The organism is Candidatus Omnitrophota bacterium (assembly GCA_030650275.1).
In the GTDB taxonomy this organism is placed as follows: domain Bacteria; phylum Omnitrophota; class Gorgyraeia; order Zapsychrales; family Fredricksoniimonadaceae; genus JACPXN01.
In genome coordinates, this window is record JAUSEK010000023.1 from 182,933 (window position 1) to 202,387 (window position 19,455).

The 19,455-nt window shown below is 54.6% G+C and carries 22 protein-coding genes; 19 read left to right on the top strand and 3 right to left on the bottom strand.

Annotated elements, in window-relative coordinates; genetic code table 11:
* The first annotated feature begins 21 nt into the window (after positions 1-21).
* Genes epsC through alr form a run of 11 tightly spaced genes read left to right on the top strand, consistent with a single transcriptional unit; the run spans position 22 to position 10,191 of the window.
* On the top strand, positions 22-720 hold the full coding sequence (gene epsC, locus Q7K71_06805; GenBank protein ID MDO8675804.1) for a serine O-acetyltransferase EpsC: 699 nt from the start codon (positions 22-24) through the stop codon (positions 718-720).
* A gap of 8 nt (positions 721-728) precedes the next feature.
* Positions 729-2,126 carry a cysteine--tRNA ligase gene (gene cysS / locus Q7K71_06810; GenBank protein ID MDO8675805.1) on the top strand — a complete coding sequence of 466 codons (1,398 nt, stop codon included), beginning with the start codon at positions 729-731 and terminating at the stop codon, positions 2,124-2,126.
* Entirely contained in the window at positions 2,123-2,740 is a 618-nt protein-coding gene (gene tmk, locus Q7K71_06815) for a dTMP kinase (protein ID MDO8675806.1), read from the top strand. Before cysS ends, tmk begins: the two co-directional genes overlap by 4 nt.
* Entirely contained in the window at positions 2,731-3,699 is a 969-nt protein-coding gene (locus tag Q7K71_06820) for an AAA family ATPase (GenBank protein ID MDO8675807.1), read from the top strand. Before tmk ends, Q7K71_06820 begins: the two co-directional genes overlap by 10 nt.
* Entirely contained in the window at positions 3,687-4,487 is an 801-nt protein-coding gene (locus tag Q7K71_06825; GenBank protein MDO8675808.1) for a stage 0 sporulation family protein, read from the top strand. Before Q7K71_06820 ends, Q7K71_06825 begins: the two co-directional genes overlap by 13 nt.
* Before the next feature lie 2 nt (positions 4,488-4,489).
* A complete protein-coding gene (metG, locus tag Q7K71_06830) occupies positions 4,490-5,986 on the top strand; it encodes a methionine--tRNA ligase (GenBank protein ID MDO8675809.1) in 1,497 nt (498 codons plus the stop codon).
* A complete protein-coding gene (gene mtnA, locus Q7K71_06835; protein ID MDO8675810.1) occupies positions 5,987-7,021 on the top strand; it encodes an S-methyl-5-thioribose-1-phosphate isomerase in 1,035 nt (344 codons plus the stop codon).
* On the top strand, positions 7,018-7,893 hold the full coding sequence (thiL, locus tag Q7K71_06840; protein ID MDO8675811.1) for a thiamine-phosphate kinase: 876 nt from the start codon (positions 7,018-7,020) through the stop codon (positions 7,891-7,893). Before mtnA ends, thiL begins: the two co-directional genes overlap by 4 nt.
* Positions 7,868-8,320 (top strand): tRNA (adenosine(37)-N6)-threonylcarbamoyltransferase complex ATPase subunit type 1 TsaE, encoded by a 453-nt coding sequence (tsaE, locus tag Q7K71_06845; GenBank protein MDO8675812.1) that lies wholly within the window; start codon positions 7,868-7,870, stop codon positions 8,318-8,320. Before thiL ends, tsaE begins: the two co-directional genes overlap by 26 nt.
* Positions 8,321-8,343: 23 nt before the next feature.
* Positions 8,344-8,997: a tRNA (adenosine(37)-N6)-threonylcarbamoyltransferase complex dimerization subunit type 1 TsaB gene (tsaB, locus tag Q7K71_06850; protein ID MDO8675813.1), complete on the top strand. Its 654-nt coding sequence runs from the start codon at positions 8,344-8,346 to the stop codon at positions 8,995-8,997.
* 24 nt (positions 8,998-9,021) lie between these two features.
* Positions 9,022-10,191 (top strand): alanine racemase, encoded by a 1,170-nt coding sequence (gene alr, locus Q7K71_06855; protein ID MDO8675814.1) that lies wholly within the window; start codon positions 9,022-9,024, stop codon positions 10,189-10,191.
* Here the strand turns inward: alr and Q7K71_06860 are convergent.
* The 3 genes from Q7K71_06860 to Q7K71_06870 all read right to left on the bottom strand — a co-directional run bounded on the left by Q7K71_06860 (position 10,175) and on the right by Q7K71_06870 (position 13,270).
* Positions 10,175-11,284 (bottom strand): LptF/LptG family permease, encoded by a 1,110-nt coding sequence (locus Q7K71_06860; protein MDO8675815.1) that lies wholly within the window; start codon positions 11,282-11,284, stop codon positions 10,175-10,177. The genes alr and Q7K71_06860 overlap by 17 nt on opposite strands.
* Positions 11,272-12,360, bottom strand: coding sequence for an LptF/LptG family permease (locus Q7K71_06865; protein MDO8675816.1), 1,089 nt, complete (start codon positions 12,358-12,360; stop codon positions 11,272-11,274). The genes Q7K71_06860 and Q7K71_06865 overlap by 13 nt, the downstream gene beginning before the upstream one ends.
* 169 nt (positions 12,361-12,529) lie before the next feature.
* Complete coding sequence (locus tag Q7K71_06870) at positions 12,530-13,270, bottom strand: ComF family protein (GenBank protein MDO8675817.1); 741 nt, start codon at positions 13,268-13,270, stop codon at positions 12,530-12,532.
* Positions 13,271-13,331: 61 nt separating this feature from the next.
* On the opposite strand from Q7K71_06870, the gene pyrE reads away from it, so the two are divergent.
* The 8 genes from pyrE (at position 13,332) to Q7K71_06910 (ending at position 19,455) form a co-directional block, all read left to right on the top strand.
* Entirely contained in the window at positions 13,332-13,892 is a 561-nt protein-coding gene (gene pyrE, locus Q7K71_06875; protein ID MDO8675818.1) for an orotate phosphoribosyltransferase, read from the top strand.
* Positions 13,892-14,470: a Maf family protein gene (locus Q7K71_06880; GenBank protein ID MDO8675819.1), complete on the top strand. Its 579-nt coding sequence runs from the start codon at positions 13,892-13,894 to the stop codon at positions 14,468-14,470. The genes pyrE and Q7K71_06880 overlap by 1 nt, the downstream gene beginning before the upstream one ends.
* 80 nt (positions 14,471-14,550) lie before the next feature.
* On the top strand, positions 14,551-15,291 hold the full coding sequence (locus Q7K71_06885; GenBank protein MDO8675820.1) for a M48 family metallopeptidase: 741 nt from the start codon (positions 14,551-14,553) through the stop codon (positions 15,289-15,291).
* 77 nt (positions 15,292-15,368) lie between these two features.
* A complete protein-coding gene (locus Q7K71_06890; protein MDO8675821.1) occupies positions 15,369-15,770 on the top strand; it encodes a DUF192 domain-containing protein in 402 nt (133 codons plus the stop codon).
* A 185-nt stretch (positions 15,771-15,955) separates the two neighbouring features.
* Complete coding sequence (locus Q7K71_06895; protein MDO8675822.1) at positions 15,956-16,291, top strand: cupredoxin domain-containing protein; 336 nt, start codon at positions 15,956-15,958, stop codon at positions 16,289-16,291.
* 28 nt (positions 16,292-16,319) lie between these two features.
* Positions 16,320-18,428, top strand: a complete 2,109-nt coding sequence (locus Q7K71_06900; protein ID MDO8675823.1) for a TonB-dependent receptor plug domain-containing protein — start codon at positions 16,320-16,322, stop codon at positions 18,426-18,428.
* The gene (locus tag Q7K71_06905; protein ID MDO8675824.1) at positions 18,422-19,030 is read left to right on the top strand and encodes a MotA/TolQ/ExbB proton channel family protein; all 609 of its coding nucleotides are present in this window, start codon (positions 18,422-18,424) and stop codon (positions 19,028-19,030) included. Before Q7K71_06900 ends, Q7K71_06905 begins: the two co-directional genes overlap by 7 nt.
* Positions 19,027-19,455, top strand: coding sequence for a biopolymer transporter ExbD (locus tag Q7K71_06910; GenBank protein ID MDO8675825.1), 429 nt, complete (start codon positions 19,027-19,029; stop codon positions 19,453-19,455). The genes Q7K71_06905 and Q7K71_06910 overlap by 4 nt, the downstream gene beginning before the upstream one ends.

Genomic DNA, 19,455 nt, shown 5'->3' on the forward strand with positions numbered 1-19,455 from the left:
CCCGTACATGCGAGGTATAATATGGTTGTTCTTTTATCCATCATCGTCGTTTTTCTGGTCATTTATGTCCTTTTTACCGACGAGATCCGCACGGTCAAAGAGCGCGACCCCGCGGCCAAAAGCGCGCTGGAAGTCCTTTTGTTGTATCCGGGCCTGCACGCTCTGGTCATTTACCGCGTGGCGCATCAACTTTGGCAATGGAAGATCCCCATTGTCCCGCGCTGGCTGTCGCAGACCGCGCGGTTTTTCACCGGCATCGAGCTCCATCCGGGGGCCGAGATCGGCCATAACCTGTTCATTGACCACGGCATGGGCGTTGTCGTGGGAGAGACCGCCATCATCGGGAATAATGTGCTTTTGTACCAGGGCGTGACCTTGGGGGGAACGGGCAAAGAAACCGGCAAACGCCACCCGACCATCGGGGACAATGTGGTCATCGGCACGGGGGCCAAGGTCCTGGGCAATATCACCATCGGCGGGAATTCCTATATCGGGGCCAACGCGGTGGTCATCAAGGACGTGCCGCCCAACTCCACGGTGGTGGGCATTCCGGGGCGCGTCACCAAACAGGAAGGCCAGAAGATCGACTCCCTGCTCGACCACACGCACGTGAATGACCCGGTCATGGAAAACATGGTCCGGCTATTGAAGCGCATCAAGCATCTGGAAGAGAAAACCGGCCATCGCGGCGACGGCAGTGACGCCGATTATAATATTTGATCCCGGCCATGCAGATCTATAATTCTTTGACCAAGAAAAAAGAAGATTTTGTCCCTCTGGAGGGCAAGACGGTCAGGATGTACACCTGCGGGGTGACCGTTTATGACAGGTGCCACATCGGCCACGCCCGCAGTTTGTATGTCTTTGACGTCATCCGCCGGTATCTGAAATTCCGCGGCTATGACGTGCGTTTTGTGCGCAATATCACCGACGTGGATGACAAGATCATTGCCAAAGCGCTGGAGACGGGCAGGACCAGTCAACAGGTCAGCGATGAGCAGATCGCTTTGTATCATGAGGACATGAAGTTGCTGGGGATGGAGCCGGGGGATGTTGAGCCGCGCGCGACCCAGAACATCCCTGACATGATCGCCGATATCCGGGGGCTCATGGAAAAAGGTTACGCCTATGCCGTGGGCGCGGACGTGTACTTTAATGTGCGCGCTTTTAAGGATTATGGCAAATTGTCGGGCCAGAGCATTGACAGGATGATGGAAGCGGTGCGCATTGAAAAGGACTCCGGGAAGAAAGACCCGCTGGATTTCGCGCTGTGGAAATCCTCCAAACCCGGCGAGCCCGCGTGGGACAGTCCCTGGGGCCGGGGCAGGCCCGGCTGGCACATTGAATGCTCGTGCATGAGCATGAAGCATTTGAAGACCCAGACCCTGGACATCCATGCCGGCGGCCGCGACCTCATTTTCCCGCATCATGAAAATGAGATCGCCCAGAGCGAGGCCCTGACGGGAAAGACCTTTGCCAAATACTGGATGCACCACGGGCTTTTGACCATCAACGGGCATAAAATGTCCAAATCATCCGGAAATTTTATCACCATCAAGGACGCGGCGGCCAAATACAGCGCTGATGAGCTCAAACTGTTTTTTCTGTTCTCTCATTACGCCAGCGCCATTGATTTTACCGAGGAGAAAATACAGGAAGCCCGCAAAGCATTGGGGCGTTTTGACATTTTGTTCTGGAAAGCATCTGAATTGCTTAAGGACAAGGACGTCGAGCCCTGCCAGGCGGATTTTATCACCACCCACAAGGAAGAGTTCTTAAAGGCCATGGACGATGATTTCAATACGCCTCAGGCCATGGCCGCGCTGTTCAATCTGCTCAATGATACCAATAAATACATTGATGAGAACAAGAAGGACCCGCATTATCTGGGCGTCATTTATCATGCCGTGGACATTCTGGAGAATTTCGCGCGCAATATTTTTGGGCTCTTCCTTAAGGAAAAGGAAAGGCCCCTGGCGCAGGACCTGAAGAAACTTCTGGAGGAACGGCTGGCGGCACGGGCGGCCAAGGATTTCAAGCGTTCCGACCGGTTGCGGGACCTGCTCAAGGACAAAGGCATTGCCGTCGAGGATGGAAAGAGCGGTCAGACATGGCGGTGGATATGAAAGGCAAATTTATCACATTTGAGGGCTCGGAGGGCTCCGGCAAAAGCACGCAGGCCGCGCTGGTGTTGGACTATTTGAAAAAGAAGAAGGTCCCTGTCACGCTGTTGCGCGAGCCCGGCGGGGTCAAGATCAGCGAGGCCATTCGCGGCATTTTGCTGGACGCGGCGAACAAGGACATGGGCGATGAATGCGAAACGCTCTTGTACATGGCGGCCCGGGCCCAAATGGTCAAAGAGGTTTTGTTCCCGGCGCTGGGATCCGGCACCGTCGTGCTCTGCGACCGTTTTTTGGATTCCACCATTGCTTACCAGGGTTACGGCAACGGGGTGGATGTGGCATTGATCAAAGAATTGGGCCGTTTTGCGACCCAAGGGATCGCCCCGGACCGGACATTTTTATTTGATATTGAAACCGCCAAAGGCCTGGCGCGCACCAAGGTTGCCAAGGACCGCATTGAATTGCGCTCACTCGAGTATCACAATAATGTCCGTCAGGGATATCTGGAGCTGGCCCGTCTGGAGCCCAAGCGGATCAAGGTCATCACCGTTGACGGGTCCAAGGAAGATATTTTTAAACGAGTTCAACCGTTCGTGGACAGCTTGCTATGTCTTTGATGGATGTTCATTCCGATGTCGTTGACCGTTTCCGCCGTTTGTCGGCCAGCGGCCGGATGGGCCATGCTTATTTGTTCACGGGGCCTCACGGTACGGGCAAGATGCAAACCGCCCTGGCCGTGGCGCAATTGGTCAATTGTGAGGATGTTTCCGGCGGCGCGCCATGCGGTGTTTGCGCCTCCTGCCGCAAGATCACGTCCGGCAATCATCCGGACATTCATATTCTGGCCCTGCTGGAGGATGAAAATGCCATTAAGATCGCACAGGCCAAAGAAATGATCCAGCGCACGGCCTTCAAAGCGTATGAAGCCAGGGTCAAGGTGTTCATTGTCCGCGACGCTGATCTATTGACCACGGAAGCGGTCAACAGTTTATTGAAAACGTTGGAAGAACCCGCGCCCAATACCTTGATGCTTTTGACCACCGCGGTGCCGGAGGCCTGTCCGGACACCATCAAGTCCCGCTGCCATGTGATCCCGTTTTTTTCCTACCCCTTAAACCGCGTGGCGCAGGCCTTGCGGGAAGAAGGAGTGGCGCAGGATACAGCGGCATTTTTGGCTTTTTACACCGACGGGTGCCTGGGCCGGGCCCGGCAATTGGCCAAAGAGGACATGGGTTTGCGGAAGAACCAATGGATCAATGAATTCTTTTCAAGCGGGAACAATGAAGATTTCTTGAAGGGATTGGCTTCTGACAGGCCCAGCGCAGTGGAAGCATTGACCGTGCTGCTTTCCTTTGTCAGGGACGCTGTCCTGTTAAAAAGCGGATCTGCTCCTGCTGATTGCGCGCATCAAGACCGGCTGCAGGACATCAGAGTTTTGGCCGGACGGCCTTTGAAGGAATTGTCCGCCATGGCCGGACAGATCGTCCGTGCCCGCAAACTCATCAACGAGAACCTCAACGCTAAAATGGCGTTATCTTTGCTTAAAGAGAGGGTGCATTCATTATGGGACATTTGATAGAGATCCAATTGGGGGAATACCGTTCCGTCGGTGTTTATGACGCCAATGGCGTGGCCTGCGGCCGGGGGGACATTGTGATCATTGACGTGCAAAAAGGTTTTGAGTTCGGCAAGGTGGTTTCCGAGGCGGGCAAGGCCTGCAGCGGAAAGACGGAAGCGGCCGCCGGCAGGACCCTGCGTAAGGCCAGCGACGGGGACCTGCGCCAGATCGTCAACAATCAGATGAAGGCCAAGGACGCTTTGGAGGCGTGCCGGCGCAAGGTGGCCGAGACCAAGATCGACATGCAATTGATCAAGGCCGAGTATTCTTTTGACAGCACCAAGGTGCTCTTTTTCTTTGCCGCCGAGGACAGGGTGGATTTCCGCAATCTGGTCAAGGACCTGGCCAAGATGTTCCGTGTCCGCATCGAACTCAAGCAGATCGGCGTGCGCGACAAGGCCAAGATCATCGGCGGATACGGCGTGTGCGGACGGGAATTGTGCTGTTCGTCCTACATGAAGGGCTTTCATCCGTTGTCCATCAAGATGGCCAAGGAGCAGGGTCTGCCGTTGAATCCCTCAAAGATCTCCGGTGTGTGCGGCCGCGTCAAATGCTGTATGGCGTATGAGTATAACGTGTACCGTGAGTTCGCCCGGTCCATGCCCAAGATGGGTCAGAAGGTCACGACCCCTGAGGGGGACAAGGGCCGGGTCGTTAACGTGGACATCCTCAAGCGTTTCGTCACCGTAGATCTGGGCGAAGGCAAGACCGCCAGGGTCGCCTACGCGCAGACCAATGCCAGCTGATCATGAGTAAATTCTACATTACGACGCCGATCTATTATGTGAACGACGCGCCGCACATCGGCCACGCGTACACGACCATCCTCGCCGATGTTCTGGCCCGCTATCACCGTTTTGCCGGGGACGAGGTATTTTTTTTGACAGGATTGGACGAGCACGGACAGAAGGTCAAGCAGGCCGCCGAGAAACGCGGCATGACACCGCAGGCCCATGCCGACGACCTGGCCCCGCGGTTCCTGAATCTATGGAAGAAGCTGGATATCCGCCACGACGATTTTATCCGCACCACCGAGGGGCGCCACAAGAAGGCCGTGCAGGCGGTTTTGCAGCAGGTGTTCGATGGCGGCGACATTTATGTCGATGAGTACGGGGGCTGGTATTCCGTGGCGGAGGAACGTTTTATTACCGATGCCGAATATGAAAGCGGACAGTTTCGCGACGTCAAAAAGCTTAAAGAAAAGAATTATTTTTTCAGGATGGGCAAATACCATGACCGGCTCGTTGAGTATATCAAAGCCAACCCCGATTTCATCCAGCCCGAGTCCCGCCGTAACGAGATCCTGGGATTCTTGGACCAACCGTTGGGCGATCTGTGCATCTCGCGTCCCAAATCACGCATGGATTGGGGCATTGAGATCCCTTTTGATAAGGATTATGTCACCTATGTCTGGTTTGACGCGCTGATCAATTATATTTCTGTTCCGGGCTATATTTCTGATCAGGCAAAGTTCAAGAAATGGTGGCCAGCCGACGTGCATTTGATCGGCAAGGACATTTTGACCACCCACTGCGTGTATTGGACCACGATGCTGTTTTCCCTGGGACTGCCTCTGCCCAAGACCATTTTTGCCCACGGCTGGTGGCTTATGGGCGAGACCAAGATGAGCAAATCGCTGGGCAATGTCGTCAATCCTTTGGACCTGGCCGAAACCTACGGCATTGACGCGGTGCGTTATTATCTCATGTGCGAAATGGCGCTGGGCCAGGATGCCAATTTTACGCCGGAAAGTTTCATCAAACGTTTTAACAGCGACCTGGCCAATGATTTCGGCAATCTCTTGAATCGTGTGAGCGGTTTGATCGCCAAAAATCACGGGGGGAAGGCGCCCGAGCCCGGGCCTTTGACGCCGGCGGAAGAAGAGTTGAAGCGCTGCGCGCAGGCATTGAACTCAACGGTGATCTCTTTGATCGGCCGGATGAAGGTGCATGAGGCCATTGAAGCCGTCATTCAACTGGTGCGGCAGGTCAATAAATATCTGGAGGTCCAAGCCCCTTGGAAATTGGCCAGGATCGACATGCCGTCCGCCAACCGCGTGCTTTATACCGCCGGGGAATGTCTGCGTATCGCGTCCATGATGCTGGTGCCGGTCATGCCGCATAAGGCCAACATGGTTTTGGATATTTTAGGCGCTGCAGGCACAAAGCCGGTTTGGGGGCAATGGAAACCCGGAACGGTCCTCAAATCCCATCCGCCGCTTTTTCCCCGCATTGAGGTTGAATAAATGGCCATCGAAACAATCAAGTGGATAGGTGGCGCGGCCAGGATCATTGACCAGACCAAATTGCCCGGCAAACTTAGTTTTATCAACTGCCGTGATGTGGACACCATGTGGCATGCCATCAAGCGTTTGAGCGTGCGCGGGGCGCCGGCCATCGGTGTTGCCGCGGCCTTCGGCGTTTTGTTAGGCGTGCAGAAATCGAGGGGTAATGATCGCGCTAAATTTGTAAAACTATTTCATAAAACCTGTGCTTATCTGGCCACGTCCCGTCCGACCGCGGTCAATTTGTTCAATGCGCTTGACCGGATGAAGGCGGTCGTCACCCGTCATCCGTCGGCAAGCGTGAAACAATTAAAGAAGGTATTGCATCAGGAGGCCATGGCGATCTTCAAAGAAGATCAGGTCGTATGCCGCACCATGGGGGACCACGGGGCCAAACTCATCAAAAACAGCATGACAGCGCTGACCATATGCAATGCCGGGGCATTGGCCACGGTGAATTATGGGACGGCGCAGGGCGTTTTTTACAGCGCCAGAAAAATGGGACGCAAGTTCAAGGTATTTTCCTGCGAGACGCGTCCGCTGTTGCAGGGCGCGCGGCTGACCTGCTGGGAATTGATGCGGGAAAAAATTGATACAACGCTCATCTGCGACAACATGGCGGCGACACTCATGAAGCAGGGCAAGGTGGACATCATCTTCACCGGTGCGGACCGCATCGCGGCCAACGGGGACGCGGCCAATAAGATCGGGACCTATATGCTCGCGGTCCTGGCCAAACATCACGGCGTTCCTTTTTATATCGTCGCGCCCAGATCCACCTTTGACCTCAAAACGCGCACAGGCGCGCAAATCCCCATCGAGGAGCGCAAGGCCGATGAGGTCACACATTTCGCCGGTGTCGCGACCGCGCCTAAGGGCGTTAAGGTCTATAACCCCGCCTTTGACGTCACGCCGGCCGCCTTGATCACGGGCATTGTCACCGAATACGGCATCATCCGTCCTCCTTATCTGCGTAATATTAAAGCTACGTTATGAATGTTTCTGACCTGGGCGAGTTTGGGTTGATCGAGAAGATACGCAAATACGCGCCGATGACATCAAGCGTGGTCAAAGGTATCGGCGATGATACGGCGGTATTGCGTCATACTAAGGATAAGTATCTGCTCTTTACGACCGATATGCTTGTTGAGGGCACACATTTTAAGCGCCGCATGGGGGGCGCAGCGATAGGTCATAAAGCGCTGGCATGCAGTATCAGCGATATCGCGGCCATGGGCGGAGTGCCGGCGCACGCGGTCGTGTCTTTGGGGCTTGGGCCAAGAACGCCGCTGCGTTTCGTTGAGGAGATGTATAAGGCCATGGCTGCTTTGGCCAAACGTTTCGGCGTCAGCATTGTCGGCGGGGACACGGTCCGGTCGGATAAGATCGTTATCAACGTGGCTTTGTTGGGCGAGGTGGAGAAAAAGCATCTTGTGACCCGTAGCGGAGCAAGGCCGGGGGACTGGATCTTTGTTACCGGGACATTAGGACGCTCTTTAGCAACGGGAAAGCATTTGAATTTTACGCCGCGGCTTAAAGAGGCGCGGTTTTTAGTTAAGAATTTTAAACCGTCCGCCATGATCGATATTTCCGACGGGTTGGCCGGCGATCTTAACCATATCCTCAAGGCAAGCAGGGTGGGCGCGCGTTTATGGGACAATGCCGTGCCGCTGACCGGGGGCGCGACCCTGGCACAGGCACTCACCGACGGAGAAGATTTTGAATTGTTATTCACGCTTAAAGAATCACAGGCCATGCGTTTATTGAAATGGCAGAACAAACGCAGGAGCTGGTTTTTTTATCCCATCGGCGAGATCACTGCCGACACCAGAGAACAAATTCATGCCAGGAGTTACACGCATTTCTAAGAGTCAAGAGGAAACGATGGGTCTGGCCGCCCAATTCGCCCGTCATTTAAAAAAGGGCGACATTGTCGCCTTAAAAGGCGAGCTGGGCACGGGCAAGACCGTGTTCGTCAAAGGCGCGGCGTCCGCCTTTGGCATTGACCCCGACAGCGTCAACAGCCCGACCTTTGTCATCATGAATTATTATCCGGCCAAGACCGCGCTGTATCATTTTGACCTGTATCGCCTGGAGAAGCCGCAGGAAATATCCTCGGTCAATTTTGATGAGTATTTTTACGGCGACGGCATTTGTTTTATTGAATGGCCCGAACGGCTGGGCGGCCTGCTTCCCAAAAACCATTGGCTGGTGGAATTGCGGCATAAAAGCGAGAACCAACGGGACCTATGCATTTCTTATCCATCGAACCCTCAACAAAAGTTTTTTCTTTAGCGCTGTCCAATAGCGGGCGTGTCTTGCGTTATCGCAATATGACCGTGGACAAGGTGCTGGAGCATTCCATTATTCCGGCTGTTGACCGGCTTTTGGCATCCGCGGGCGTGCCTTTTAAGAAACTGGGCGCTTTTGCCGTGGGTCTGGGGCCGGGGTCGTTCACCAGTTTGCGGGTGGGATTAGCCACGGTCAAGGCCTTTGCCATGGCCACGGGTAAGCCCGTCGTGGGCGTTCCCAGTTTGGACACGCTGGCGCGGGGCGCCGCTGGTTTGCCTTGCGATGAGATCTGTGTTTTAAGCGATGCCAGGCGGGGGATGGTGTACGCGGCCATTTATGGTTCGACAAGGCTCACCACAGGTGGTTCGACCCTAAAACGCACGTCGGATTATATGTTATGTGACATTAAGACCGTTTTGGATAAAGTCCATGGCAAGACCCTTTTTACAGGCGACGGAGCGGGGCTTTACCGCAACGACATCATCCGCGCGTACAAAGAATGCGGTTCTACGGTGTGCAAGCCCGCCTTCGCTCCTCAAAAATTATGGTCTCCGCAGGCCAAACGCCTGGCGCAAATAGCGTTTGAGCGTTTGGCCGCGAAAGATTATGATGATATGGAGCGTTTGGTCCCTTTATACCTGTATCCGGCGGATTGTCAGGTGGACCGAAGGTCCACCTGACCTCGAGCGTAGCGAGAGGCCTTCATGACAGTTAAAGACCAGCAAACAGCAACGACCAGCGAACATTGGACCTGGGCGGAGATCGACCTCAACGCCATGGCGGCCAATTTCGCCGAGTTGAAAAAATTGGCGGCCAAGAACATGGCCTACAACGCGGGGCTCATCCCCGTCATCAAGGCCGACGCCTATGGCCACGGCATGCTCGCGACAGCCCAATGCCTTGACGCCCAGGGCTGTCCTTTGTTCGCCGTTTCCAATGTTTCCGAAGGCATTGCCTTGCGCCGTGCGGGGTTCAAACAGAAGGTCCTGCTTTTTGAAAGCACCTTACCGCAGGATGCCGCCGCCATTGTTGAGAACCAATTGACCCCGACGGTATGCACCCCGGAACTGGCCCAGGCCATTGACGCGCAGGCCATCGCTGCCGGCGTGCAGGTGCCGGTGCATATCAAGGTGGACACCGGCATGGGGCGGCTTGGCGTGGATGAGGAGGATGCTCTTGCTTTTGTGCAAAAATTGCGCGATGACCATCCGCGTCTGGTCCTGGAAGGGTTGTACACGCATTTCCCGCTGGCGGAAACCGACCGGGAATTCACCTTTGGCCAGATGCGCCGCTTCCGTGATATTGTTTATGCGATGGAAAACCAGTTCATCACCTTCACCTACGTGCACGCGGGCAACAGCATGGGGCTGGGGAATTACAAAAGTGAATTGTTCAACCTGGCGCGGCCGGGCCTGATGCTGTATGGTCTTTATCCGTCGGAAGAGTTGAAGAAGAAAGTGGCCCTGCATCCGGTCATGGCTGTCAAAACGCGCATCATTTTCGTCAAGACCATTGCCAAAGGCCGCGGCGTCAGTTACGGCCATACGTTCAAGGCCAAGGATGACATGACGGTCGCGGTTCTGCCCATCGGCTACAGCAACGGGTATTTGCGTTCCCTTTCCAACAGCGCCTTCGTGTTGATCCGCGGGCTGCGCTGTCCTGTGGTGGGCCGTGTCACCATGGACCAGGTGATCGTGGATGTGACGCCATTGGGGATGTCCGGGGACCTGCCGCGTTTGGGGGAAGAAGCGGTTTTGCTGGGAGATCAGAAAGGCGCCAATATCAGCGCCGACGAGGTGGCCCATTGGGCCGGCACCATCAGTTACGAGATCCTCTGCAGTTTGGGAAATAACCTGCCTAGAATTTACTTTTAATGGCGATCAAAGCCGCGGTCAAAAAGATCCCCGGCGCCAGCCATGCCGAGGCCATGGGGGGCAGTCCGCCGCCTTTGCCTAAAGCCAGGCCCACCGCGTCCAGAACATAATACAAAAATCCGATGATCAAAGCCACGGCGATGGAGGCCAGGGCCGCGGTCTTGCGTTTGCTCGCGGCGATGAGCACGAAGGGCAGGCCGGCCAGGACGATGATGAAAGCGCGCAAAGGAAAGGCGATCTTCTGGTGGAAGTCCACCTGCAGATTTGTGACGGTTTTCGTGGCCCCGCTTCCCGAAAAACGTTTGATGTAATCGCGCAGTTGTTTGAGGTTCATGGCCGTGATATTGAGCCGCTGCTTCATGAAATCCTCCGGCGTTTCCCGGATGTCCATCAATTTCTCGTCGTAGACCCTGATCTCTCCCGGGACGTTGGGCAGTTTTGAATTGTATTCCGTGATCTGGCAGCGCAGGAATTTCCACGCGATCCCCGTCCATTTGCCTTTGGCGGCCAGGATCTTTTCTATCAGGTTCTGGTTTTTGTCGTGTCCGATGATGGTCACCCCGGAGATCTCATTGGTGTTGGGGTCAAAAACGTCCACGAAGAACAGCCGGTTTTTCATCCCGTAGAAGGTGAGGTTATGGATGAGCGGACGGCCCTTGCCTTTTTCCATGACAGTGACCTTGATCTGGCTTTCCCTGATCTGCTCGTTGATCAGGGATGATTGCGGGACAAAACGTTCATTGACCAGAAAAACGAAGGCCGACACGATGAGCGCGAAGATGAGCGCGGGCCTTGTGATCTGCCAGAAGTTAAGCCCGCTGGCGCGCGCCGCGACGATCTCATTGTTGCTGTTGAGCTGGCTGTAGGTAAAAAGCACGGCGATCAGGCAGGCCATGGTGGAGGTGTTGACCGCGACCACGGGTAAAAAGGAGATGTAATACTGGACGATCACGTCCATGGGCACTTTTTTCTCAATGAAATCTTCCAGGTTGGCGAACGTGTCAATGAGGATGAACAAGAACGCGAAGGTCACGACGGTGCCTAAGAAAATACCGATGATGTCCTTAAGGATGTAGCGGTCTAGGATACGCATAGTTTCCAGTTTAAGGCCAGGACCGCCAGCCCCAGGACAATGTCAGGCAGCCACATGGTCAGGGCCGGGTCGGTGATGTTCTGGGTCGCCAGCCCCTGGCAGGCCAGGGACAGCAGATAATACGGTGCCGCGAAAAGCACGGCGAAGAGGATGTTGGCGGACCTTGCCCGGCGGTGGGTGATGACCGCGAAGGGAAAGCCCAAAAGGATGAATAACAACGGCGTCAAAGACCAGGCGGTGCGGCGCTGGTATTCGGTGACCAGGGGCGCCGGATCAATGGACATTCCTTTGTATTCGTTGATCTTGGCGTTGATCTCCTGCAGGGTCATGGCCTTGGACTTTTTGTCCGTTTTCAGGTTTTTTTTGGACAGGTCCATGGTGATAAAAGAGGTCTGGAAATTCAGTTTGTAGAAATTTTCGGGGTTTTTCAGGTCCGGCTCGTCGGAAGTGCCGTTGACTAATTTGAGCAGGAGTTTGTCCTGGCTGGGCACGCGGACAAATTCCCCTTCCTGCGCGATGATGGTGCGCGTCGGTTTATTGGGTCGCGGCTGGTAGATACGCACGCCGTAAAGCCGGTTATTGTCAATGCGGTAAATGAAGACGATGTATTTGTCGAACGCGTTGATGAACGACCCCGCTTCCAGAATTGCCGACGGGTTCTTGGAACCCGTTTGCTGCAGGACGCGCGACTGGGCATCGTAGGCGGCCGGGATGACCCGGTCGTTGAGGATATAGACGATCAAACTTAAAGACAGCCCCACCACGATGAGCGGGAACAGCAGGCGGCGCAGGGTGATGCCGCTGGCGCGCATGGCCAGGATCTCATTTTCCGCCGACATGCGCCCGAAGGTCAAGAGCACCGTCACTAAACAAGCCACGGGCAGCGTGTATCCCAGGAGGATGGGGATGTAATAGATGAAGACGGCGCTGATCGACGCTAAAGGAACACCCTTGTTGATGACCTTGTCCGCCAGCTGCGGCAAATATCCCAGCATGAAAACCCCGGTCAGCACGCTGATGGCGATGACAAACGGCAGCAAACATTCTTTAAGGATGTAATTTCTAAGGATCCGCATAAGTGCTTCGTCAACTTTTTTCAGTAAGTTATTATGGAAAAGTTTCCTTCGCACTTCCGCTAGGGGGGCAAGCCCCCCTTCGGCGCTCGCTATCGCTCGCTGAGCACCCCCCAAACGTGGGGGAAGGTTTCCCCCACACCCCTTTCATTACACCGTATCAGTTTAAAAATTATTTTGACGGTGTAATAGATGTTATGGCCAGCGTCAGGATGCCGGCATAGGCGGCGCCGGCTTCTTTCAAGGCGCGGCTGGCGGCCTCGGCCGTGGCCCCGGTCGTGAACAGATCGTCGACGATGAGCACGCTTTTGTCGGCGACGGCATCAGAATGGTTTATTCTAAAAGCGCCCTCCAGGTTTGTCCAGCGTTCTTTTGCGCCTAAAGCCGCCTGCGGCTCGGTTGAACGCGTCCGTGCCAGGATGTCGCCGCGGCAAGCGAGGCCGTATCGCCCGCGTAAGACCCCGCATAAAATTTCCGACTGGTTAAAACCGCGTTCCCTCAGGCGCGCGGGGTGTAAAGGGACGGGGACGCAAAAGTCAAAACGGTTCAAGGGGATGTGATAGGTGTCGATGAAAGCGTTCAACACTTGCGCGAAAGCGGGTGCCAAGCGGGTTTTGCCGCTGTATTTGAAGGCGTGCAACAGGCGGCGCATGGACTCATCGTAAAGGCAGGCCGACCATCCGGCGTCATAGGAGGGGGACCTTGCGGCACACGCAGGACAAATACCGTCGGGGGTGAATATCTCCAAACGGCGCGGGCAAAGCCGGCAGAACGGCGGGACATTGAATGGGATGGAGGCGCGGCAGACGTCGCAGAGTTGTTTGTGCCGGCCGTCGTTCAAAAAGGCCCGGCACAGCGCGCAATGGTCCGGAAAAACCAATTGTTGAAATCCCTGCCACACGCCTGGAAACATGGGTTGATGGTATCATATAATCCGGCTTGTCATCCACTTTAAATATTCGTATAATCAAGTCATGCCATCATCCTCTACGTCCCGGGACAGGGCGCAATTGTTCGGCCTTTTAAAGGCCGACGCGTTGGTCAAAGGAAAGGTCATTCTCTCATCGGGTAAAGAAAGCGATCATTACTTTGATGCGCGCCTGGTCACTTTAAGCGCGGCCGGCGCCTATCATACCGGATGCATCATTTTAGACATGATCAGGGAGGATGCCCCGGACGCCATCGGCGGGCCGACGCTGGGAGCGGATCCCATGGTCGGGGCCATTGCCTGCTTAAGCCACGAGCAGGGCAGGCCTTTGAACACGTTCATCATCCGCAAATCACCCAAGGCCCACGGCAAACAACAGCAGGTGGAAGGACCTTTGCTTAAAAAGGGGGCGAGGGTCGTGCTCATTGATGATGTGGCCACGACGGGCAAGGCCTTTGTTGAATCCATTGAAGTTCTCTTGCGGATGGACGTGAAGGTGATCAAGGCCGTTTGCGTCATTGACCGTCAGGAAGGCGCCGGCGCGGCATTGGCCAAATACGGGGTGCCGCTGGAATCCATATTTACGGCAGATGAGTTTTTAAAGTAATGCCCAAGATCATCCTAGCTTCCGCTTCACCCCAACGGCGCAAACTCATGGCCGTTCTCGGTTTGCCTTTTACCGTTCGCCCCAGCACACTCAAAGAGATCACCAAACCCCATGCGGGCTGTGCCGCTCTCGTTAAAATCAACGCGCTTTTAAAAGCAAAAGACATCGCCTCCCGCGTCACCTCCGGACTGGTCATCGGCGTGGACACCATCGTCTGTTCCGCCCGCGGCCGGCTCATCTTTAAACCCAAAGATCTCAAAGCGGCCAAGGCAGACCTGAAAGAATTGATGGCGCGTCCCCACTGGGTTTATTCCGGCGTTGCCATCGTTGACGCGGCCACGGGCAAAACAGCCGTGGGCCATGAAAAGACCAGGGTGTTCATGGACCGCCTCTCGGGCAAGGCCATTGACCGGTATCACCGTCTGGTTTCACCGCTGGACAAGGCCGGGGGCTTTGACATCGAGGGCAAGGGCGCGCTTTTTATCCCGCGCATTGAGGGATGTTATTTTAACGTCGTGGGTCTGCCGCTGGCCAGGCTCCGCAGGATGCTGGAAAAATTCGGGGTGCATGTGTTATGAAAAAACTGTTTGTCACCCCCGAATGTTTTAGTCGGGGGTCCAGAATATGGATTCCCGCTTTCGCGGGAATGACATTTTTTATGTTTCTATCCGGGTGCGTTTCGGAATTTAATCCCGCCACGGGCCGCGAAGAGACCCTGTTATACGGCGACGAGAAAGAAAAGAACATCGGCGCCTCGGTATCCGTGCAGGTTGAAAAAACCGTTAAGCTCAATACCGACGTGGATGTCAATGAACGCTCGGAGAAGGTTTTAAAGAGGATCATTGCGGTGTGTGACCGCAAAGACTTGGTCTATACCGTCCGCGTGATCGAGGACGATGCCGTCAACGCGTTCAGTTTGCCCGGCGGATACGTTTACGTCAATAGAGGGCTCATTGACCTCATGACGAATGACGATCAATTGGCCGCTGTCATCGCCCACGAGATCGCGCATATCACGGCCAAGCACGCCATGAAGCGTCTGCAGGGCGCTTATGGCGCCATGGTGCTGGAGGGCGCGGCCATCGCGTCGGGGCAGGGAGGCATGGCCGCCGGTGTGGGGATCGCCGCGGACTCCCTTTTGTTCGCGAATTCCCGTGAGGATGAATTTGAGGCGGACCGTTTGGGGGTGCGTTACATGAAACGGGCCGGGTATGACCCCTCCCAGATGCGGGTCATGCTGGGCAAACTTTTGGAACATCAGATGAAAGAACCGCCAAGACCTTTTATTTATTGGCGCACGCACCCCTTTATCCCCCAGCGCATGGCCAGGGCCAACGAAGCCGCAAAGGGAGCGGCCGAATTTCGGGATTATCTGAATATTACGGGAGAAGAAAAATAAACCTTCTTACGGCTGCGACATTTCAGCGGAAGTTCTGGATCGTTCTTTCAGGCGCAGCCATCATCATTTTTTATGTTTTGCAACGGCCATCGCAGCCGGTCCAGGTTTGCGCCGCCAATGTCTGCGTGAACGTGGAGGTTGTATCCGGCAAAGAGGACACACAGCGCGGCTTGCAGGGCAGGAAGGGCCTCGGACACAATAGAGGGATGCTGTTCGTTTTTGAACGGGATGACCGTCACCGGTTCTGGATGAAGGACATGAAATTTCCTCTGGATATCCTTTGGCTGGACAGTAGCGGGGGCATTGTCGCCGTTGGCGAGAATCTGCCGCCCTGTCCTGCGGATCCGTGCCCGGTGTATGGGCCGCCCGCCAACGCGCGTTACGTGCTGGAAGTCAGCGCGGGTTTCAGCCGCGCCCATGACCTCAAGCCCGGTGTCCGTGTCAGCATTCACCATTTGCCTGCTGTGTTCCGCCCCTGAACCAACAGTTTCAGAAGATCCCCAATAGAAATTTCTTGACAAGAAATACCCCTTCTGTTATTTTATTTTCAAATACGTCATTGAATGACGTATTTAAGCCCGTCCGTTCCAGACGGGGACAGGGCATCTGATCCAGCTATTGGTTAAAGAATAAGTAAAATGGGAGCTTAGTTATGGGTATGATCATGACACGTTTTTGGGTTTCATTGGTTATGGGTATTCTGGTTTGGGTCCCGGTGTTGGCTTTGGCGGCAACCATGCCCGAATATACGGTGGTCATTAAGGACCATAGGTTTGATCCTGTCCAGATCGAGGTCCCGGCCAATACCAAGGTCAAATTAGTCATTGACAATCAGGACGCCACGCCCGAAGAATTTGAAAGCCATGATCTGGGCCGCGAAAAGATCATAGCGGGTAACCGCAAGGCCGTTGTGTTTATAGGCCCTTTGAAAGCCGGCTCTTACAATTTTGTCGGTGAATTCCATAAAGATACCGCCAAAGGCAGCATCTTCGTTCAATAAACTTTCTTCATAAACATAAGGAGAAGGCATGATATGCAAAGCAGGGTTTGTGTCAGTCGGGGTTTTATTGTTGGTTTTTGTGTTTGGTCCGGCTCAAGCAGAGCAAGCATATGTCGCTTTGCCGGATGTGGTGGTGACGGCGCAAAGAGAAAAACGATTGGCCGATGAATTGCCGGCGGTTGAAGGCGCAAAGATCTACAGCGGCAAAAAAACATCCTATGTGGACCTGCAACAAAAACCTGTCATCATCAATAATAACTACCGCCAGGCCTTGGATCAAACACCGGGGCTTTTGGTCAGTGAGGAGTCTACTCCTTTAATCAGTATCGGGTACAGAGGCTTGGCTCCGGACCGCGTGCAGTTCACGCAGGTCCTCAAAGACGGCGTCCCCATCACAGCGGATATGTATGGCTACCCGGAGGCCTACTACACGCCTCCTTTTCAAACGGTCGATCACGTGGATTTTATCCGCGGCGGCGCCGGTCTTTTATACGGTCCTCAGCCGGGGGGAGCGATCAATTTTGTGACCAAGGAACCCTATGCCGCGGGACCCTTTGCCTTAGTGACGGAAAACGCTGGTGGAAGTCACGGCCTCTACTCTCATTATACCGGTATCAGCGGTACGCTGGATCATGCCGGTTATTATGCCTATGTCCACCACCGCCAGTCCCAGGGTTTTCGTGATCATAACAGCCAATCGGAAGTTTATTATGGCGGTTCAAAAGTGCAATGGAATGGCCCATCGGATGCCCGTTGGGGTCTGGATTTCGATATTTACAATGAAAAACACGGGGAACCCGGCGGGCTTACCCGTGCGGATTTTGACGGCGATCCCCATAAAACCACCCGGCTCAATGATCATTTTGAATTAAATCGTTATGCCGGGGCATTGAATTTTGAGAAAGATCTGGATGAAGCCAAATCTTTGTACTGGAAAACGTTCGGCGGATATTATCAGCGGTTGAGCTGGCGCCAGCGCGGCGGCGGTTTTGGAACATTGCCCAGCGGCGCGGCGTCTTGGACCAATGACATCCAGGACCAGGAATTTTATAGCGCGGGAACGGAAGGCCGGTTTAAAGAAACTTATGATGCGTTCGGTTTTAACGACCATGTGTTGACAGGGGGGATATTGTATTACCACTCTACGTCACCGCGCAGCGACAAGCGCGGAACATCGGCCGATGCGGATGACGGTGACCTTCGTCAAAAAAGCCGCCGGACCATGAATACGGTGTCCGTTTTTGCTGAAAATCTGTTTCGTCTGGGGCGTTTGATGGTCACCCCGGGCGTACGTTTGGAGAATATTTGGCAGGGGATCAAGGAGAAAGAAAATCTGGATAAAACAACGGTCCCTTTAGCGGATGATCGCCAATATGATTTTGTTCCGCTGTTTGGTTTGGGAATGGAGTATGAGATCACTCCCAAGGCGCAGGTTTATACCAATATTTCTCAAAGCTACCGGCCCAAGACGTTCGCGCAGGCCGTCCCCACCGGCAGCGGCCAAACCGTCAACGGTGATCTGGAGGAAGGCAATGGGTGGGAAGTGGATTTCGGCGTGCGCGGCCGTCCGGTGGATTTCTACAATTGGGACATCAATTATTTCTTTATGCGTTTTGATGATCAGATCGGCACGTCCGGTACGACGGTGGACAATGTCGGCGACGCGGCCCATCAAGGTGTGGAGCTGGCCAATCAATTGGACCTGATCGGCGTTTTTGATGCCCTCAATGACACGTCGCATGGCAAGAACTTGGGACAATTGGATCTTTTCGCGAATATCATGGTGCTGGATGCCCGTTTTATTGAGGGACCCAATAAAGGTAAAACGCCCCAGTATGCGCCGGATTTTATTTTTAAGACCGGGTTGGAGTACCATAAGGACAGGATGAAGCTGCGCTTGAGCGGAACGTTCGTCGACGATCATTTCGGCAACGACACCAACACAACGCAGTTTCTGGTGCCTTCCTATAAGGTCTGGGACCTGACGACGGATGTGAAGGTTTATAAGGACATGGTGAGTATTTTTGGAGGCATCAATAATCTCTTTGATGAACATTATTATGCCCGCGTGAATGCCGGCGGCATTGATCCTGCGGACGGGCGTAATTACTACGGAGGGTTAAAGTTTATATGGTAACCATATTCCAAAAGGGCGGACCGGTCATGTGGCCGCTGCTTATTACCTCCATCGTGGCATTGACTGTTGTGATCGAACGCTTTATTTTTATTCTCCGCGAACGCCGCCGCCGGAGCCACGGCGCCGTTGAACAGATCCTGGCCAACGTCGAGCGCGGGAATGTGGACGCGGCGGTCAAATGCGGCCAGCAGACGCAGGATTTTGTGGCAAGGACGCTGGTCTATAGCCTGGTGCACCGCCAGCAGTCATTTTCCAACGCGCTTTTGCTGGCGGCCAACCAGGAACTCAAACGGTTCAGTCAGGGGCTTTCGACGCTGGACACCATCATCACGCTGGCCCCGCTGCTGGGCCTTTTGGGCACGGTCACCGGCATGATCCGCGCGTTCGGTCTTTTAGGGACCAAGGAGCTTGAGGCCCCGACGGTGATCACCGGCGGGATCTCAGAGGCGCTCATCGCCACGGCCTTTGGTCTTTTCATCGCCATCATCGCGCTGATCCCGTTCAATTATTTGAACAGCCAGCTGGAAGACGCCCGGCATGAGATCGAGGATGCGGCCACCTATCTTGAGCTTTTGATCGTCAAACTGGCAAACAGGCCATGAGAATACCTTTACCGGTTGCCAAGAAACGCCCCAGGATCGAGATCATCCCTTTGATCGACATTATTTTTTTCCTGCTGGCGACCTTTGTCATGGTTTCTTTGTCCATGGTCCGTAATCAGGGCATTTCCGTCCATTTGCCGGCGGCGGCAACGTCAACGGCACAGGAACCCAAGGCGCCCGCCGTTACCCTCACTGTCACCGATCAGGGGGATGTCTACCTGGACAAGGAAAGCGTGACCTTTGAGGCCATGTCGGCGCGCCTGAAACAAATGAAGGCGCAAGATCCGGACATTAAGGTGTTCATTAACGGCGATGAAAAAGCGTATTTCGGAAAGGCCATCGCCGTTCTCGATGAAGTCAGACGGTTGGGGATCGCCAAAGTTTCGATCCGGACAAAGGCGGCGGCGTCATCCCGCGGGATTTGA

What these genes read in the sequence shown, in the direction of transcription:
- pyrE (MDO8675818.1), top strand. Translation starts at nt 13,332, where the DNA reads ATGCCATCATCCTCTACGTCCCGGGACAGGGCGCAATTGTTCGGCCTT.
- Q7K71_06860 (MDO8675815.1), bottom strand. Translation starts at nt 11,284, where the DNA reads ATGCGTATCCTAGACCGCTACATCCTTAAGGACATCATCGGTATTTTC.
- Q7K71_06905 (MDO8675824.1), top strand. Translation starts at nt 18,422, where the DNA reads ATGGTAACCATATTCCAAAAGGGCGGACCGGTCATGTGGCCGCTGCTT.
- Q7K71_06900 (MDO8675823.1), top strand. Translation starts at nt 16,320, where the DNA reads ATGATATGCAAAGCAGGGTTTGTGTCAGTCGGGGTTTTATTGTTGGTT.
- thiL (MDO8675811.1), top strand. Translation starts at nt 7,018, where the DNA reads ATGAATGTTTCTGACCTGGGCGAGTTTGGGTTGATCGAGAAGATACGC.
- Q7K71_06895 (MDO8675822.1), top strand. Translation starts at nt 15,956, where the DNA reads ATGACACGTTTTTGGGTTTCATTGGTTATGGGTATTCTGGTTTGGGTC.
- Q7K71_06825 (MDO8675808.1), top strand. Translation starts at nt 3,687, where the DNA reads ATGGGACATTTGATAGAGATCCAATTGGGGGAATACCGTTCCGTCGGT.
- Q7K71_06865 (MDO8675816.1), bottom strand. Translation starts at nt 12,360, where the DNA reads ATGCGGATCCTTAGAAATTACATCCTTAAAGAATGTTTGCTGCCGTTT.
- Q7K71_06820 (MDO8675807.1), top strand. Translation starts at nt 2,731, where the DNA reads ATGTCTTTGATGGATGTTCATTCCGATGTCGTTGACCGTTTCCGCCGT.
- Q7K71_06880 (MDO8675819.1), top strand. Translation starts at nt 13,892, where the DNA reads ATGCCCAAGATCATCCTAGCTTCCGCTTCACCCCAACGGCGCAAACTC.
- epsC (MDO8675804.1), top strand. Translation starts at nt 22, where the DNA reads ATGGTTGTTCTTTTATCCATCATCGTCGTTTTTCTGGTCATTTATGTC.
- Q7K71_06910 (MDO8675825.1), top strand. Translation starts at nt 19,027, where the DNA reads ATGAGAATACCTTTACCGGTTGCCAAGAAACGCCCCAGGATCGAGATC.
- tmk (MDO8675806.1), top strand. Translation starts at nt 2,123, where the DNA reads ATGAAAGGCAAATTTATCACATTTGAGGGCTCGGAGGGCTCCGGCAAA.
- cysS (MDO8675805.1), top strand. Translation starts at nt 729, where the DNA reads ATGCAGATCTATAATTCTTTGACCAAGAAAAAAGAAGATTTTGTCCCT.
- alr (MDO8675814.1), top strand. Translation starts at nt 9,022, where the DNA reads ATGACAGTTAAAGACCAGCAAACAGCAACGACCAGCGAACATTGGACC.
- tsaE (MDO8675812.1), top strand. Translation starts at nt 7,868, where the DNA reads ATGCCAGGAGTTACACGCATTTCTAAGAGTCAAGAGGAAACGATGGGT.
- Q7K71_06885 (MDO8675820.1), top strand. Translation starts at nt 14,551, where the DNA reads ATGTTTCTATCCGGGTGCGTTTCGGAATTTAATCCCGCCACGGGCCGC.
- Q7K71_06870 (MDO8675817.1), bottom strand. Translation starts at nt 13,270, where the DNA reads ATGTTTCCAGGCGTGTGGCAGGGATTTCAACAATTGGTTTTTCCGGAC.
- mtnA (MDO8675810.1), top strand. Translation starts at nt 5,987, where the DNA reads ATGGCCATCGAAACAATCAAGTGGATAGGTGGCGCGGCCAGGATCATT.
- metG (MDO8675809.1), top strand. Translation starts at nt 4,490, where the DNA reads ATGAGTAAATTCTACATTACGACGCCGATCTATTATGTGAACGACGCG.